Source organism: Leclercia sp. W17 (assembly GCF_003336325.1).
In the GTDB taxonomy this organism is placed as follows: domain Bacteria; phylum Pseudomonadota; class Gammaproteobacteria; order Enterobacterales; family Enterobacteriaceae; genus Enterobacter.
In genome coordinates this window covers 3,661,019-3,677,366 of sequence record NZ_CP031101.1, presented here as the reverse complement: position 1 = coordinate 3,677,366, position 16,348 = coordinate 3,661,019, and the positions used below count along the sequence as shown (strand labels likewise).

The window sequence follows — 16,348 nt, the reverse complement described above, 5'->3', positions numbered from 1 at the left end:
TGGAACGGTGTAGGCCGGGTAAGCGCAGCGCCACCCGGCGTTCTGTCAGCGGCTCAGCCACTCCGCCACGTCCCCATACGTCCCGCGATAGACAATCTTCTCTGCCTTCTTCTCCAGCTGATAGCGATACATCGGGTCGTAATAGTCATTGAGCAGCGGCGCCAGCCAGCTGAGATGCGCCTCCGTACTGCCGGTACGCTGCTGTTCAACGAGCGCGGAATCCAGCAGGGCGGTCAATTCGGCATATCGCTGTAACCCCAGCCGACGGCGAATGGCAAACAGGCCGTGGTGCAGATACTCCGCGTACTCCAGCCAGCCCGCCTCTTCGCCACGCGCGGTACGAAAGGCCTGCCACATCTGCTCGAAATACTCTTCGCGCAGGCGCTCAAGGCGCACCTCAAACGGGTCCTCAACCACCACAATGGGCGATTGCGCCATGCGGTCGCGCAGGCACTCCGGCAGATGGTTAGAGCCAATCATCCGCCCCTCATCTTCCAGCACCCAACGCGCGGCGTCCTTTTTCAGCAACTCGACGGCGAGATAGTTTTCAAAACTGGCCTGCGAAAGCTGCGGGGCCAGCGTGCGGCCAAACGACGAGCCGCGGTGGTGCGCCAGCCCTTCGAGATCGACGCCCTCAGGATGCGCCTTCACCAGCAGCGTTTTGCCGCTCCCGGTGCAGCCGCCAATCAGCACGCTGGGTTTTTGCACCTGCTCAACGGTCGCCTGGATTGCCGCCTGGCGTAGCGCTTTGTAGCCGCCGACGATTAGCGGATAATCCACCCCGGCCTCTTTCAGCCACGCCTGCGCGATATGCGAGCGCTGTCCGCCCCGGGCGCAGCAGAGATAGCCCTGCGGGTGGGCAAGGCAGGCGGCGCGCCAGGCCTCCAGGCGCTCTTCATGCGTCTCACCGCTTACCAGCCGGTGGCCGAGCGCCAGTGCCGCCTCCGGACCCTGGCGTTTATAGCAGGTGCCCACGGCGGCGCGTTCGTCGTCGTTCATCAAAGGCAGGTTGTGTGCCGCAGGCATGGCGCCCTGGGCAAATTCCACGGGGGCACGCACGTCAATTAATGGCGTGTCGGTAGCAAGTATGGCGCGGTAGTCCGTCCCATCGTTCATAAGGATCCCTCAAAACAACAATGGGCAGGATTTTACGCCGGGGAAGGGGAAGGTCAACTCCCCGGCGGTGAGGCTTAGCTGAGCGTTGACTGCGCCCAGGCAATCCCGCTGGCGTACTCCGGCGGCAGCAGCGGGACAATCGCTTCAAGCGTTGCGCAAAGACGAGGGATATCGCTGTCATTCAGGTTGAGATGGCCGACCTTGCGTCCCGGACGCACCTCTTTATCGTACCAGTGCAGATGCACCAGCGGCAGCTTCAGCCAGTCGTAGTTCAGATCGGTGCCGATCAGGTTGATCATCACCGACGGGCTGTTGACCACCGGCTGCGGCAGCGGCAGGCCGGTAATGGCGCGCAGATGCAGTTCAAACTGGCTAATGGAGGCACCGTTTTGCGTCCAGTGGCCGCTATTGTGGACGCGGGGTGCCAGCTCGTTGATCAGCAGGCCTTCCGGGGTGACGAAGCACTCCATCGCCATTACGCCGACGTAGCCCAGCGCCTGCATGATGGCAGAGAGCATACTTTCTGCCTGCGCTTGTTGCGCTGCGTTGGCCTGCGGGAAGACCACGCTGGTGCGCAGAATGCCGTCCTGATGCAGGTTGTGGGTCAGGGGATAAAAGACCGTGCTGCCGTCATGAGCGCGGGCACCCACCAGCGACACTTCACCGCTGAAGTTAATGCCTTGCTCAACAATGCACTCGCCGTAGCACTCGTCCGGCAGCTGGTCGGTTTCCCCGGCACGCAGACGCCACTGGCCGCGGCCATCGTAGCCACCCACGCGGCGCTTGACGATCGCCAGTTCGCCCAGAGAGTCAAACACACCCGGCCACTGGCTTTTTTCACTCAGCAGCTGCCACGGCGCGGTAGCGAGATGCAGATCGTCGAACAGCTGCTTTTGCGTCAGGCGGTCAGCAATAATCGGGAAGACGTCGCGGTTAACGAAGGCGTTGTGACGAGCCAGCTCGCGGGTTAACGGCGTTTCCGGCCAGCGTTCGATTTCTGCGGTGATGACGCTCTGCTGAAACGGCACGGCTTCAGGTTCATCGTCCAGCCCGACCGGCCAGACGGCGATCCCCAGGGGTTCACCAGCCTGGCGCAGCATACGGCCTAACTGACCGTTACCAAGGACGCAAACCTGCTTCATGCCGCACCTCGCGGGTCCGGGTTCTCCAGTACTTCGTCGGTCTGGGCGGTACGCCACGCGACCAGGCGCTGATGCAGTTCTTTATCATGAGTTGCCAGGATCTGAGCGGCCAGCAGTGCGGCGTTAGCTGCGCCTGCTTTGCCAATCGCCAGCGTCCCTACCGGAATGCCGCGCGGCATCTGCACGATGGAGTAGAGGCTGTCGACACCGCTCAGGGCTGCGCTCTGAACCGGGACGCCGAGCACCGGCACCAGGGTTTTGGCGGCAATCATACCAGGCAGATGCGCGGCGCCGCCGGCACCGGCAATAATCACCTCATAACCATTCTCTTCCGCGCTTTCGGCGAAGCTGAACAGTTTATCGGGGGTGCGGTGCGCGGAGACCACTTCAACGTGGTGAGGAACGTTCAGGATGTCAAAGATTTCGGCGGCGAACTGCATGGTAGCCCAGTCGCTTTTGGACCCCATCACGATGGCGACACGCGCCGGATTATTGCTGGAAGACATGCGTCTTAAAACTCCTGTGGTGCACAACTCTCGGCTTTTGAGGTGAGAGAGAATAGCACGATACACAGGCAAGGAAAACGGTTGCGCGGCTAAAACTTCCGGCAAAATCCCGCGCTTTCTGCCACAAAAAAACCGCCGAAAGGCGGTCTTTTCACAGGTTGCTTTGACAATTTACAGGAGATTACCTGCGGTCAGGCTCTCTTTATCAAAAGCATGGCTCACATCAATATGATTTTGATGTACAGCCGTGTCGATATTCGAACCCGCCTCCGGGGTGGAGAAGGTGTTCTCGGCGGCCATCGCGCCAGAAGTCAGGGAAGCGGCCAGCAGCAGGGCGCTGACGATACTGATATTTTTCATTCTCTTTTCCTTGTTCATCGTATTGTCGCTGTCGCTGGTCTTTTATCTGGCGGCACGGCAATGCATTAAGTTATTTAGTCAGTTCAGCGGTCATGTACACACGGTTGTCGAACTGGGCGCTGGTGATTTTGTAGGCTGCACCCTCTTTAGCGGCCTGAGCGGCGATTTTGGCTTCGGCGCGGTCAATGGTAGAGGCGGTAGCGCTCACGCTCTGGGCAAAAGAACCGAAAGAGATCAGAGAAAGTGCGGCAACTGCAACGAAAGTTTTGATGGATTTCATGGTCGTATTCCTTAAGCTGATTTGTCTGGAGTAGGGCGTTGTTGCCCTGATGTGAGTAATCATAGGCCGACCAAAGTGTGATTAAAATCAAAACAATTTGCGGGAGGAGTTCAAAAAAATTGAATAATTTTCAGGCGGGGATTTCAGAAAGGGAAAGCGATCAGTTCCACGCCTTCGGGCGTGACCTTAATCATCGATCCTTCGCTATGCCAGGCGCCTAACACCACGCGGTGGGCTTGCTCGCCGTTGGCGGTCAGGTCATGCATGGCCGGGCGATGGGTATGGCCGTGGATCAGCCACTGGACCTGGTGTTTTTCCATCACGCTGACCACCGCCTGCGGGTTCACGTCCATGATGGTCATCGATTTGCTGCTGTTGGCGGCCTTGCTGCCAGCGCGCATCTTCGCGGCGATACGGCTGCGGATAAACAGCGGCAGGGCGAGAAACAGGGTCTGGATCCAGGGGGTATGCACTTTGGCGCGAAACGCCAGATAGCCGGTATCATCAGTGCAGAGCGTGTCGCCATGCATAATCAGCACCCGGCGGCCATACAGGTCGAGGACGGTCTCTTCCGCCAGCAGGATCATGCCGCTTTCCCGGGCGAAGCGTTTGCCCAGCAGAAAGTCGCGGTTGCCGTGGATAAAGAAGCAGGGGACGCCAGAGTCGACCAGCGCTTTAAGCGCACCCGCTATCTCGCGGTGCAGCGGGTTCGGGTCGTCGTCGCCAATCCAGGCTTCGAACAGATCCCCCAGGATGTAAAGCGCATCGGCGTGGCGGGCTTCACCCTGCAAAAAACGCAGAAAACCGGCGGTGATCGCCGGTTCTTCTGTTTGCAGATGCAGATCTGCAATAAAGAGTGTCGCCACGAATTATTCGCTGACGGTCACGCTTGTGATCACAACGTCTTCTTTTGGAACGTCCTGGTGCATGCCGCTGCGGCCGGTAGAAACGGCTTTGATCTTGTCAACCACGTCCATACCTTCTACCACTTCTGCAAACACGCAGTAGCCCCAACCCTGCAGGCTTTCGCCAGAGAAGTTCAGGAAGTCGTTGTCTGCTACGTTAATGAAGAACTGCGCGGTGGCAGAGTGTGGCGCCTGAGTACGGGCCATCGCCAGGGTACCGCGGGTGTTTTTCAGACCGTTATTAGCTTCGTTTTTGATAGCCTCTTTGGTCTCTTTCTGTTTCATGCCAGGTTCAAAACCGCCGCCCTGGATCATAAAGCCGTTAATGACACGGTGGAAAATGGTGTTGTTGTAGAAACCTTCGCGGCAGTAGTCCAGGAAGTTTTTAACTGTTTCAGGCGCTTTGTCATCAAAGGTTTTGATTACGATATCGCCATGATTAGTGTGGAAAGTAACCATTTTTGCATCCTGTTCCGTTATAGTGGTGCTTCGACCCCGCCAGGGGCCACAATAAGCGCTTGTTATAGCATAACCTCACGACGCGATCACCTTGCATTGCGTGCTGCTTCGGGTTTGAATTACCATTAGAATATGCTGTTTTCACCCACACACGTCTCACATGGAATCTTCGATGTTAAAAATCTTCAACACACTGACGCGCCAAAAAGAGGAATTCAAACCTATTCATGCCGGGGAAGTCGGCATGTACGTGTGTGGTATTACCGTTTACGATCTCTGTCATATCGGCCATGGCCGTACTTTTGTCGCCTTCGACGTGGTCTCGCGCTATCTGCGCTTCCTTGGGTACAACCTTAAGTATGTACGCAATATCACCGATATCGACGACAAAATTATCAAACGCGCGAACGAAAATGGGGAAAACTTTGTCGATTTAGTCGATCGTATGATTGGCGAAATGCACAAGGATTTCGACGCGCTGAATATTCTGCGCCCGGACATGGAGCCGCGTGCGACGCACCATATCCCTGAGATCATTGAGATCACCGAACAGCTGATTGCCAAAGGTCACGCCTACGTGGCGGACAACGGCGACGTCATGTTCGACGTGCCGACCGATCCGCACTACGGTCAGCTCTCCCGTCAGGATCTGGATCAGCTCCAGGCTGGGGCGCGCGTGGATGTGGTTGAGGTTAAACGCAACCCGATGGACTTCGTGCTGTGGAAGATGTCCAAAGAGGGTGAACCAAGCTGGCCGTCCCCGTGGGGCGCGGGCCGTCCGGGCTGGCACATCGAATGTTCGGCCATGAACTGCAAACAGCTGGGTAACCATTTCGATATTCACGGCGGCGGTTCTGACCTGATGTTCCCGCACCATGAAAACGAAATCGCCCAGTCCACCTGCGCCCATGACGGCGAATATGTGAACTACTGGATGCACTCCGGGATGGTGATGATTGACCGCGAGAAGATGTCCAAATCGCTGGGCAACTTCTTCACCGTGCGCGACGTGCTGAAGTATTACGATGCTGAAACCATCCGCTACTTCCTGATGTCCGGCCACTATCGCAGCCAGCTGAACTACAGCGAAGAGAACCTCAAGCAGGCGCGTTCTGCTCTCGAGCGTCTCTACACCGCCCTGCGCGGGACTGACACCTCCGTGGCGGCTGCGGGCGGCGAGGCGTTTGAAGCCCGCTTTATCGAGGCGATGAATGACGACTTCAACACGCCGGAAGCCTACTCTGTGCTGTTCGATATGGCCCGTGAAGTGAACCGTCTGAAAGGGGAAGATGCGCATGCGGCTAATGCGCTGGCCTCTCATATGCGTAAACTGTCTGGCGTACTGGGTCTGCTGGAGCAGGCGCCGGAAGCGTTCCTGCAGAGCGGTGCGCAGACGGATGACGGCGAAGTGGCTGAAATTGAAGCGTTAATCAAGGCGCGTCTGGAAGCGCGTCAGGCGAAAGACTGGGCCGCGGCCGATGCCGCGCGTAACCGTCTCACCGAGATGGGCATCATCCTGGAAGATGGCCCGCAGGGCACCACCTGGCGCCGTAAGTAAGTCCATCATGTCCGGCGGCGCATCGCTTGCCGGACATGGGTTTTTGTAGGCCGGGTAAGGCGCAGCCGCCACCCGGCTTTTTTAACGCCGCTTCCACCACAACAAACCCATCACGATAACCCCCGGCAGCCACACCCATAGCAGTTCCGAGATAATCACCTGATGCCCGTACGGCGTGGTGTAGCGCGACAGCGCAAAGGGCGCGACCTTGATCACCTGCCACGGCGCAAAAAAGCGTTCATCCGACCATGGCCACAGCCAGCCGACCCCCTTCCCGCCCGTCGTCACCGAATCCAGCAGGCTGTGCGACAGCAGCGACACGGTTAAAAACAGCCAGCAGCGCACCAGCCCCGCCCGGAACCACCGTCGCCCGACCAGCACGCAGAGTAATGGCACCACAAAGGCAAAGAGCAGCGAGTGGGTAAACCCGCGATGACCAAAAATATTGCCGTAGGCGACGCCAAACTTAAACGCGAGTACGTCGGCATCCGGCAGCATGGCGAGAACGATCCCGGCGAACAGCAGGCGAGGGGGGATCACCCGGCTGCCCAGTCCTAAGCCGAGGCAAACCGGCACAGCGGCGTGGGTAATAATGGTTGGCATAAGGATTATCCATGGCAAATCAAGGAAATATAGCAGAGCGCGGCTTAACGCAGAGCCGGGCGTAAATCTGAATTATGCCGATTCCCGGGCGACGAGCTGCCCCGAGAGAGTAATGCGCTGGGTTTGCAGCTCAGGCTCTTTTAGCTGGCGGATCATTAACCCCGCCGCCTGACGCCCCGTCTCTTCGCTGGCGGAGGAGACATAGGTAAAGGACGGGGAGGTGAGGTTGACGTGCAGCATATCTTCAAATCCCACCAGCGCCACCTGCTGGGTGAGGAAGACATCTTTCCCCACGGTGCGGCCAACGTGATGGATCCCGGAGATAGAGCCAATCATCGCATCCGGGGAGTGGCAGAGCAGGGCGGTAATGGTGTTGTTTTTTTCCAGCAGCTGACGGGTGGCGAAACTCACCGCCTGGGTATCGTCGCTGCAGACGGGAGCGAATTCGTCGCGGAACACCAGCCCGTTTTGCGTCATCGCGCTGCGAAAACCGAGCAGCCGCTGCTCGCGGATTAAGTCGCCTTCCCGGCCACCGATATAGGCGATATTGCGATGGCCCCGCTCAATCAGATAGCGGGTCGCCAGATGCGCCGCCTGGCGGTTATCGCGCATCACCAGATTGCAGGTTTCGTTGAGCAGCGACTGGGAGACCGCCACCAGCGGCAGCGGGCACTGGCGGATCAGTGCGGGCAGGGTGGCCTGCTGGGCGCTGGAGGAGAGGTAGATCACCCCGGCAACCCCCTGCTGCTTAAAGGAGAGCAGGCAGCGCTCAAGATGCTCACCGTCGTTCAGCGGCTGGCCGAGAAAGACCATATACCCTTGCTTTTCCAGCTCCTGGACGATGCTTGCCATTACCTTAATGGAAAAGCTGTCGCTGAAATCGCGCAGGATCAGGCCGATAAGGTTGGAGGTGTTGGCGCGAAGATTGGCGGCGGCCACGTTATGCACGTAGCCCAGGGCGGTGATGGCGGCGTGGACTTTTTCGATCGTCGCCTCTGAGATCTTTCCTTTCTGACGCAGAACCAGCGAGACGGTAGAGACCGAAACCCCTGCCTCTCTGGCGACATCAATGATGCTGACCTTCTTCACATCTTCTCCCTGAAATGCCTGATAAGACAACGCCTCCCGTAAGAGTACAGGAGACGTGTCGGACAGGCAGCTTATTATTTACCGATTAGGGTGGACATCGTCTGGGCGATAAACTGCGCCCGGGCGCCAAAGATAACCTGAATGCCGGAGTCACCGACGAAGACCACGCCGCGTGCGCCGAGGCCGTTCAGACCGTCTTTGTCCACCACATCGCTCTTCGCCACTTCCAGACGCAGGCGGGTGATGCAGGAGCCGACAGAGTTGATGTTCTGCGCGCCGCCCAGCAGGCCGATGATTTCGTTGGCAATTTCGGTATCGGTTTTATCGTCCGCATTGGCCGTCACTTCAGTGCGGCCCGGCGTTTTCACGTCGAAACGACGGATCACAAAGCGGAAGGTGAAGTAGTAAATCAGCGCCATCGGGACACCAATGATAATGGCGTTGAGGAAGTTGGTCTGGTAGCCGTTGAACGACGGCAGGATCCCGAACGACAGATAGTCGATAAAGCCCGCGGAGAAGGACTTGGCGATATGCGCATGCAGCAGGTACATGGTCATGTAGGCCAGGCCCGCCATGATGGCGTTAAAGACGTAGAGGATCGGCGCCACAAAGATAAAAGTGAACTCCACCGGCTCGGTGATCCCGGTCAGGAAGCAGGTCAGTGCCGCGGAGAAGAGAATACCGGCGGCAATCTTTTTGTTTTTGGTGTGCGCTTCGTGGTACATCGCCAGACAGGCCGCAGGCAGTGCGAACAGCATCAGCGGGAACTCGCCCTGCATGAATTTACCGGCGTTCTGGTAGGTATCGCTGCTGAAGGATTTCACCCCTTCTTCCAGCATCTTGAACCAGATGGTCTGGTCGCCGTGGATCACCTGGCCCGCCTGGGTGGTGTAATCCCCGAACGAGTACCAGAACGACGGATACCAGATATGGTGCAGACCCAGCGGGATCAGCGCACGTTCAACCAGACCAAAGATAAAGGTCGAGGCCGCCTGGTTATCACCGTTAACGATCACCGACAGCGCGTCGATACCGGCCTGGATATGCTGCCAGACGTACGGCAGCAGGAGCCCCATCACAAATGAGAGGAACGCCGTGGCGATCGCCACAAAACGTTTTCCGGAGAAGAAGCCGAGGAACTCCGGCAGCTGCATGGTGTGGAAGCGGTTATAACACCACGCGGCGAGGATCCCGCACAGCAGGCCGCCAAAGACGCCCATCTGCAGGGTCGGGATGCCCACCACCATGGCGTACTTGCCACCCTGGGAGGCCATCTCCGGCGTAATGCCGAGCACGGTGCCAATGGTGATGTTAGTGACAAACACCGCCACCGCTGCCGACAGCGCGGCGATACCCGATTCTGACGCCAGGCCGACGGCAGAGCCGATGGCAAACAGCATCGGCAGGTTATCAAAAATGACGCCGCCCGCGTTCATCATCAACGGCAGGTGGAATTTATCGCCGAAAGCCAGCAGCAGGCCCGCAGCGGGAAGCAGCGAGATCGGCAGCATTAATGCGCGACCAATCATCGACAATTTTGACAGCGATTTAACAAACCCTGATATCAGACTCATGCTGATTTCCCCCGAGTGCGCTCTGTGAGCGCTGTTATAGTGAGTAGAACGTTTTAGTAGAACGTTCTACTTATCGTGATGAAAGGGTGAAATCTGCGCAACTGAATTCTCACCTTTTAACAGATGAAATAGTGATTATTTGAAGTTGATCGATAATTAACCGTGATGGTCGTGGGGGAATAGTGAAGAGAATTGCCGGGTGGCGGCTGGCGCCTTACCCGGCCTACAGACAGAGCCCGTATGTAGGCCCGGCAAGCGCAGCGCCGCCGGGCATCAGACGGCTCAGGCCGTTACGGTCACGCTCTGACCTTCAAAGCTCACAGTCTGTCCGGCTACGATCTTGCAGCGCTTGCGGGTTTCCACCACGCCATCAACTTTGACCAGACCGTCAGCAATGACGATCTTGGCCTGGGCACCGCTCTCGCTCCAGCCTTCGAGCTTTAGCAGATCGCACAGCTCAACATGCGGGTGTTTACCTAATGAAAATGTCGCCATCTTACGCTTCCTCTACGTCGTGATACTCAACGCATGCTTGTAAAGTATTCTGAATCAGTGTTGCAACGGTCATCGGGCCTACGCCGCCCGGAACCGGGGTGATATAAGAGGCACGGGCGGCGGCATCGTCAAACACCACGTCGCCGACCACTTTGCCGCTCTCCAGACGGTTAATCCCCACGTCCACCACAATAGCGCCTTCCTTGATCCACTCGCCCGGGATAAAGCCCGGCTTGCCGACCGCCACGATCAGCAGGTCAGCATTTTCGACGTGCTGGCGCAGATTTTTGGTAAAGCGGTGGGTCACAGTGGTGGTGCAGCCGGCCAGCAGCAGCTCCATGCTCATTGGGCGACCGACGATATTGGATGCGCCAATCACCACGGCGTTCAGGCCGTAGGTGTCGATGTTATAACGCTCCAGCAGGGTCACAATGCCGCGCGGCGTACAGGGACGCAGGCGAGGCGCGCGCTGGCACAGGCGGCCCACATTGTACGGGTGGAAGCCGTCCACGTCTTTGTCTGGCGCGATACGTTCCAGCACTTTCACATTGTCGATGCCCGCAGGCAGCGGCAGCTGAACCAGAATGCCGTCGATTGCTTTATCGGCGTTCAGGGTATCGATCAGCTCAAGCAGCTCTGCTTCCGTGGTGGTTTCCGGCAGATCGTAAGAGCGGGAGAGAAAGCCGACCTCTTCGCACGCTTTACGTTTGCTGCCGACATAAATTTGTGAAGCCGGGTTGCTGCCGACCAGCACAACCGCCAGCCCAGGGGCGCGTTTTCCCGCGGCCAGACGTGCTGCCACTTTTTCCGCAACCTCAGAGCGCACCTGCTGCGCAATCGTTTTACCGTCAATAATCTTTGCTGCCATCAGAGAGAAGATTCCGTCTGTAAGGAGTGAAAGGGGGGATGAGCATATTTTGTCAGAAGCGCGCGCTGCTGTCAGTCACACTTTGCGGATTTTCCTGTTAAGCGGCGCTGAGGAGGGGCAGGGGTATGAACTGAAAGAGGATTGTACTAAAATCAATTGACTCAACCGGAGTTGACCGTATAATTCCACGCGCTTCACCACTGCGAAGTTTCTTCTCTGTGCGCCCTTAGCTCAGTTGGATAGAGCAACGGCCTTCTAAGCCGTAGGTCAAAGGTTCGAATCCTTTAGGGCGTGCCATTCAAACTCCATTTTTCACCTTTTAGCGATTCTGCGTTCTGTACCTTTCTCCTTCGGTTCCATTCTGCGATATAGTAGCGACATTCTCGTCTCACCTTCTGACAGGTAACACCGGCAATGGCTCTGATCCCCAAAAACTACGCGCGGCTGGAAAGCGGCTACCGTGAGAAAGCCCTCAAAATCTATCCCTGGGTATGCGGACGCTGCTCGCGGGAGTTTGTCTATTCAAACCTGCGTGAACTGACGGTTCACCATATCGATCATGACCACACCAATAACCCGGAGGATGGCAGTAACTGGGAGCTGCTGTGCCTGTTCTGCCACGATCACGAGCATTCGAAGTACACCGAAGCCGACATGTACGGAACCACCGTGGTGGCGGGTGAGGATGCGCAAAAGGATGTGGGAGCAGCCACCTACAATCCGTTTGCCGATCTGAAATCGATGCTCAACAAAAAATAATTCATGTAGTGTCCAGGCCGGGCAAGCGACGCGAACCCGGCAACGCCCGAACAGATAACGGGTGAGTATTCAGAGGAAATGATGTCCGGTATTGCGCATTACTATGTCCAGCAGCAGAGCATGAACACGCAGCAAGTGGCGACGCTATCGGCTCAGACCGACTCTTCAGGGGCGTCGCAGACCAGCGTCCCGGCCTCTTTTCAGCAGGTATCCCACGCATCGCAACCGATCGTTTCGCAGCCCGCTATCCCGACGCTCAATTCCGCTGATACCCGCCAGACCGCCGTTGCCGCGACGCCCGCCTCGTTTGGTCAACTGGATCAGTACGCCCGTATCCAGGGCTGGAGTGAGAAGCAAATCGCGCTGATGAACCGCCTGTCTGAGTACAAAAACAGCCGCTCCGGTCCCGCCTGGCGGGCGCCAGGCGCAGGCGTTCGCGGGATTCGCAATAACAATCCCGGCAATCTGGAAGCCAGCTGGGCATTTAGCTGGCTGGGGCAGAATGGCACTGACGGGCGTTTCGCCACCTTTGCCACCCCCGAACACGGGATACGCGCGCTGGGGATCAACCTGCTCTCCTACCAGCGACGCGGGCTGGATACCATCAGCAAAATTATCTCCCGCTGGGCGCCACCGCAGGATAACAACGATACCACCGCCTATATCCAGAATGTCAGCCAGGCGCTCGGCGTCTCGCCCACCACCCGGCTGGATGTGACCTCGCCTGACATATTACGCGCCCTCAGCAAGGCGATTATTCGTCAGGAAAACGGCAATGTGCCGTTTTCGGATGAGGTCATCAACAGCGGCGTCTTTTCGGCGCTGGGGATGACGGAGCTGTCTGGTGCCCAGCCTGCGGTGTTGAAAAGCATGCCGGTTGACGAACAGCACTCCCCCTTTGTGTTGCAGGCCCGCAAAGAGTAACCCGCGCTTATCTCCCTTTTTACTTTGTTGCCCCTGTTTACACTTGATCATATAAAGATAATGAGTATAGTTCTCATTCTCTTTAGTGTTTGCGGGTGCACAGGGACTTTTCCGCAAGAGCAGTGAGCGCAGATCTCACATGGAACACTGAGTGTTAATGGTGACTCTGCACGGGGCGTAAGCTCCGATATCACAACCATAATCGCAACACTTATGCGACGCAGACGTCCACCGCAAATTCGATTTGTACGGTAAAGGATGCTCCTGATGTCAAAGAAATTTTCTACCCTGGCGCTGCTGGTGGCTGTCTCTCTCAGCGGCTGTGCTGCACAGCACACTGCCACAACCCAACCTGCTGCTGATATCCCGAAACCTGCTGCCCCGGCGCAGACCAACCTCGTAAAACGCGATCTGGCTGACGGCCTGTACGAAATGGTCCTGAGCCCGAAAGAGGATGCACTGTATGTTGCCAGCTCGGAAGGTTTCAAGGATGTGCAGGGCGGGGTGATCTACAAGCTCGACCCGGCGACCCTCAAAACCATCGGTCGCAGCCATACCGATCTGAAAAACTTCGCGCTCGCTATCTCCCCGGACGGCAAAACGGTCTATGCCACGAATTCGCTGGACGGCGGGATCAGCGCCATCAGCACTGAAGACGGCAAAGTGAAAAAACGTCTGCTGTTTACCGAGCGCAATAAAGAGGGCTACCCGTACGGCGCGCGTCAGGTGCTGCTGCATAACGACCTACTCTATATCGGCGGAGTGGGCGATCCAGCGGTGGTCTGGGTGGTGGATGCGAAGACCCTGACGCTGAAAAAAACCATCAAAAACGCGGGGCAGTGGGTGACCGGCCTGATGTGGTCTGAACAAACCGGGCGTCTCTACGTGGCCAACGGCGGCGGCGAAATTCTGATTATTGACCCCCGCAGCAACCGCATCGAAAAACGCTGGAAGCCGCTTGGCGATAAACCAGCGCTGCTGCTCAACCTGGCGGAGGATCCCGCCACCGGTCGCCTGTTTGTCACCGATAACTCCAAAGCCAAAACCACGCTGGTGCTGGATATCCGCAGCGGAGAACTCATCAAACAGCTCGACGTAGGCGATTCGCTGGCGGTGAAGTTCAACGCCAAACGCAACGAGCTCTACATCACCCAGCGCGAAAGCGGCAAGCTGCTGAGCCTGGATGCCACCACCTATGCAGTGAAGCAGAGCTGGGATCTGCCGCCAAACCCCAACAGCTTGCTGCTGTCGGCGGATGGTCAGACCCTGTACGTCACCGTTAAACAGCCGTTCAACAAAGACCACTCCACCAACGGGCCGGACAGCGTGGTGCGTATCGCCCTGAAATAATCTTTCTCATAACAATCAAGGCCCGGCAACGGGCCATTTTGCGCGTATTTGAACGAGTTAATCATGAACCACACCAGAAAAATGAACAAAACGCTGCTGGCCCTTACCATCGGTGCCATCGCCCATTCCGCCGTCGCGGCTGAGAACAAAAAAGAAGAGACCCTCGTGGTGCAGGCCGCTGCCAGCGATTTTAAATCCGGCGGCGACCAGCTAGTGCCAGCCTTCCTGGACGGCCAGGTGGCAAACGGCGGGCGTATGGGGATGCTCGGGCAGCAAAATGCCATGGACGTGCCGTTTAACATCATCAGCTACACCTCGAAGCTGGTGGAAGATCAGCAGGCGCGCACCATAGCCGACGTGGTGGCTAACGATGCGGGCGTCCAGTCCGTGCAGGGCTACGGCAACAGCGCGGAGAGCTACCGCATTCGCGGCCTGAAGTTCGACGGGGATGATATGACCTTCGGCGGACTTTCCGGCGTGCTGCCGCGTCAGGTGGTGGATGCGCAGATGGTGGAGCGGATTGAGATCTTCAAAGGGGCCAACTCCCTGATGAACGGCGCGGCCAGCTCCGGCGTGGGCGGGATGATCAACCTTGAGCCGAAACATGCAGGCGCCACGCCGCAGGCGAAAGTGGGCGTGGACTACACCTCCGATTCCCAGATTGGCACTACCCTGGATGCCGGACGTCGCTTCGGTGACAACGACCAGTTTGGCGCCCGCGTCAACGTGGTTCACCGGGAAGGTGAAGCCCCGGTCGCCAACGACCGCCGTCGCACCACGCTGCTCTCCACCGGCCTCGACTATGCGGGCGATAACTTCCGCAGTTCCGTGGATCTGGGTTATCAGAAGAAAACCTTCCACGGTTCAGAAACCGGGGTCAACGTCTCCGGCGTGGATTTTGTACCGGAGCCGCCGAAAAACGATCGCAACTACTCCCAGAAATGGGCCTACAGCAATATCGAAAACGAATTCGGCATGTGGCGCAGCGAGTATGACATCACCGATAACTGGACCGCCTATACCGGCCTGGGGGCACAACACGCCCATGAAGAGGGGCTTTACAGCGGTGCCAAGCTGGTGGACAAGAGCGGCAAAGCCACCGCGTCCCGTCTGGATACCAACCGCCTCAGCGACAGCGTGAGCGGCATGGCGGGCATTCGCGGTAACTTCGATACCGGCTTTGTCTCGCACAAGGTGAACGTTGGCTATTCGGCGATGACCAAAAACGAAAAAATCGCCTGGAAGATGTCCGCCGCGAAGGATAACCCGGTCACCAACATCTACCACAACACCGGCGTGGATGCGCCGCCGAGCACCAACTTCAACGGCTCAGGCGGCAACTACAGCGATCCGCTGACCAGCGGCCGCACCCGCACTCAGGGCTGGCTGCTGAGCGACACCCTCGGCGTGCTGGACGATAAACTGCTGTTTACCGTCGGCGCCCGTCATCAGAAGGTGGTGATCCGCGGTTATAACAAAATCACCGGGATGGAAAATGCGGCTGACAGCTTCGATGGCGACCGCTGGATGCCAACCTACGGCGTGGTCTACAAGCCGTGGGAAACAGTCTCCTTGTATGCCAACCACACCGAGGCGTTGCAGCCGGGTAAAACCGCGCCAAACACCGCCATCAACTATGGTCAGAGCACCGGTATCGTCCACTCGAAACAGAACGAAGTGGGGGGTGAAGGCCGATTTCGGTCGCGTGGGCGGCTCGCTGGCGCTGTTTGAGATCAAAATGCCGTCCGCCATTCTCGACAGCCAGACCAAATACTACGGTCTGGATGCCGAACAGCGTAACCGCGGTGTGGAGCTGAACATCTTTGGCGAGCCGATGCTGGGCCTGCGTCTGAACGCCAGCGCCACCTGGCTGCAGGCGGAGCTGACCAAAACCAACAACGGCGTAAACCAGGGCAACGACGCGATTGGCGTGCCGAACTTCTACGGCGTGCTGGGGGCCGAGTATGACATCAAACCCGTCGATGGCCTGACCGCCACCGCCCGGGTGAACCACTCTGGCTCACAGTATGCGGATCTCGCCAACAGCAAGAAGCTGGATAGCTACACCACGCTGGATCTGGGGGTGCGTTACCGCTTCGCGGTGAACAATGACCAGAACCAGATGACCGTTCGCGCCGGGATCGAAAACGTCACCGATGAGAACTACTGGGCAAGCGTGGATGACAGCGGCACCTACCTCTTCCAGGGTGAGCCGCGCACCTTTAAGGTCTCTGTCGGCTACGAGTTCTGAGTTCGTTCCTTGTTATCGGGGCAGGGATGCCCCACCGTCCGACTGTTATAAAAATGTAATCAATTGTTCTTATAGTGTTCCCACTTTATCGTTTCTTAGCCAAAAGAAA

16 protein-coding genes, 1 tRNA gene and 1 pseudogene are annotated in these 16,348 nt (G+C 57.7%); 6 read left to right on the top strand and 12 right to left on the bottom strand.

The window, feature by feature from the left end; translation table 11 throughout:
- Nucleotides 1–45 precede the first annotated feature (45 nt).
- From mnmH to ppiB, 7 genes are all read right to left on the bottom strand, one after another.
- Nucleotides 46–1,116, bottom strand: a complete 1,071-nt coding sequence (mnmH, locus tag DVA44_RS18285; protein ID WP_114387749.1) for a tRNA 2-selenouridine(34) synthase MnmH — start codon at nt 1,114–1,116, stop codon at nt 46–48.
- A 74-nt stretch (nt 1,117–1,190) separates the two neighbouring features.
- Nucleotides 1,191–2,258, bottom strand: coding sequence for a 5-(carboxyamino)imidazole ribonucleotide synthase (purK, locus tag DVA44_RS18280; RefSeq protein WP_114315726.1), 1,068 nt, complete (start codon nt 2,256–2,258; stop codon nt 1,191–1,193).
- Complete coding sequence (purE, locus tag DVA44_RS18275; RefSeq protein WP_103824094.1) at nt 2,255–2,764, bottom strand: 5-(carboxyamino)imidazole ribonucleotide mutase; 510 nt, start codon at nt 2,762–2,764, stop codon at nt 2,255–2,257. The genes purK and purE overlap by 4 nt, the downstream gene beginning before the upstream one ends.
- Before the next feature lie 171 nt (nt 2,765–2,935).
- Entirely contained in the window at nt 2,936–3,124 is a 189-nt protein-coding gene (locus DVA44_RS18265) for a hypothetical protein (RefSeq protein WP_114315725.1), read from the bottom strand.
- Nucleotides 3,125–3,194: 70 nt separating this feature from the next.
- Nucleotides 3,195–3,404 carry a YdgH/BhsA/McbA-like domain containing protein gene (locus tag DVA44_RS18260; protein ID WP_103178537.1) on the bottom strand — a complete coding sequence of 70 codons (210 nt, stop codon included), beginning with the start codon at nt 3,402–3,404 and terminating at the stop codon, nt 3,195–3,197.
- A 143-nt stretch (nt 3,405–3,547) separates the two neighbouring features.
- On the bottom strand, nt 3,548–4,270 hold the full coding sequence (gene lpxH / locus DVA44_RS18255; RefSeq protein WP_114387748.1) for a UDP-2,3-diacylglucosamine diphosphatase: 723 nt from the start codon (nt 4,268–4,270) through the stop codon (nt 3,548–3,550).
- Between the two features lie 3 nt (nt 4,271–4,273).
- On the bottom strand, nt 4,274–4,768 hold the full coding sequence (gene ppiB / locus DVA44_RS18250) for a peptidylprolyl isomerase B (RefSeq protein WP_020685026.1): 495 nt from the start codon (nt 4,766–4,768) through the stop codon (nt 4,274–4,276).
- Nucleotides 4,769–4,940: 172 nt separating this feature from the next.
- Here ppiB and cysS point away from each other — a divergent pair, with 172 nt between their 5' ends.
- The gene (cysS, locus tag DVA44_RS18245) at nt 4,941–6,326 is read left to right on the top strand and encodes a cysteine--tRNA ligase (protein ID WP_114387747.1); all 1,386 of its coding nucleotides are present in this window, start codon (nt 4,941–4,943) and stop codon (nt 6,324–6,326) included.
- Between the two features lie 81 nt (nt 6,327–6,407).
- Here cysS and DVA44_RS18240 read toward each other — a convergent pair whose 3' ends face one another.
- From DVA44_RS18240 to folD, 5 genes are all read right to left on the bottom strand, one after another.
- Nucleotides 6,408–6,929: a metal-dependent hydrolase gene (locus DVA44_RS18240; RefSeq protein ID WP_103824098.1), complete on the bottom strand. Its 522-nt coding sequence runs from the start codon at nt 6,927–6,929 to the stop codon at nt 6,408–6,410.
- Nucleotides 6,930–7,001: 72 nt separating this feature from the next.
- Nucleotides 7,002–8,018: a Mal regulon transcriptional regulator MalI gene (malI, locus tag DVA44_RS18235; protein ID WP_114387746.1), complete on the bottom strand. Its 1,017-nt coding sequence runs from the start codon at nt 8,016–8,018 to the stop codon at nt 7,002–7,004.
- A gap of 74 nt (nt 8,019–8,092) precedes the next feature.
- The gene (locus DVA44_RS18230; protein WP_103178542.1) at nt 8,093–9,592 is read right to left on the bottom strand and encodes a PTS transporter subunit EIIC; all 1,500 of its coding nucleotides are present in this window, start codon (nt 9,590–9,592) and stop codon (nt 8,093–8,095) included.
- Between the two features lie 282 nt (nt 9,593–9,874).
- Nucleotides 9,875–10,087, bottom strand: a complete 213-nt coding sequence (gene ybcJ, locus DVA44_RS18220; protein ID WP_023334767.1) for a ribosome-associated protein YbcJ — start codon at nt 10,085–10,087, stop codon at nt 9,875–9,877.
- 1 nt (nt 10,088) lies between these two features.
- Nucleotides 10,089–10,955: a bifunctional methylenetetrahydrofolate dehydrogenase/methenyltetrahydrofolate cyclohydrolase FolD gene (folD, locus tag DVA44_RS18215; protein WP_103178543.1), complete on the bottom strand. Its 867-nt coding sequence runs from the start codon at nt 10,953–10,955 to the stop codon at nt 10,089–10,091.
- A gap of 220 nt (nt 10,956–11,175) precedes the next feature.
- Here folD and DVA44_RS18210 point away from each other — a divergent pair.
- From DVA44_RS18210 to DVA44_RS18190, 5 genes and pseudogenes are all read left to right on the top strand, one after another.
- Nucleotides 11,176–11,252, top strand: a tRNA-Arg gene (locus DVA44_RS18210).
- 117 nt (nt 11,253–11,369) lie between these two features.
- Nucleotides 11,370–11,714 (top strand): HNH nuclease YajD, encoded by a 345-nt coding sequence (gene yajD / locus DVA44_RS18205; protein WP_103178545.1) that lies wholly within the window; start codon nt 11,370–11,372, stop codon nt 11,712–11,714.
- 120 nt (nt 11,715–11,834) lie between these two features.
- A complete protein-coding gene (locus DVA44_RS26280; protein ID WP_139157112.1) occupies nt 11,835–12,638 on the top strand; it encodes a hypothetical protein in 804 nt (267 codons plus the stop codon).
- A 267-nt stretch (nt 12,639–12,905) separates the two neighbouring features.
- On the top strand, nt 12,906–13,988 hold the full coding sequence (locus DVA44_RS18195) for a YncE family protein (RefSeq protein ID WP_114387743.1): 1,083 nt from the start codon (nt 12,906–12,908) through the stop codon (nt 13,986–13,988).
- 63 nt (nt 13,989–14,051) lie between these two features.
- A pseudogene (locus DVA44_RS18190) lies at nt 14,052–16,239 on the top strand (TonB-dependent receptor).
- Nucleotides 16,240–16,348 lie beyond the last annotated feature (109 nt).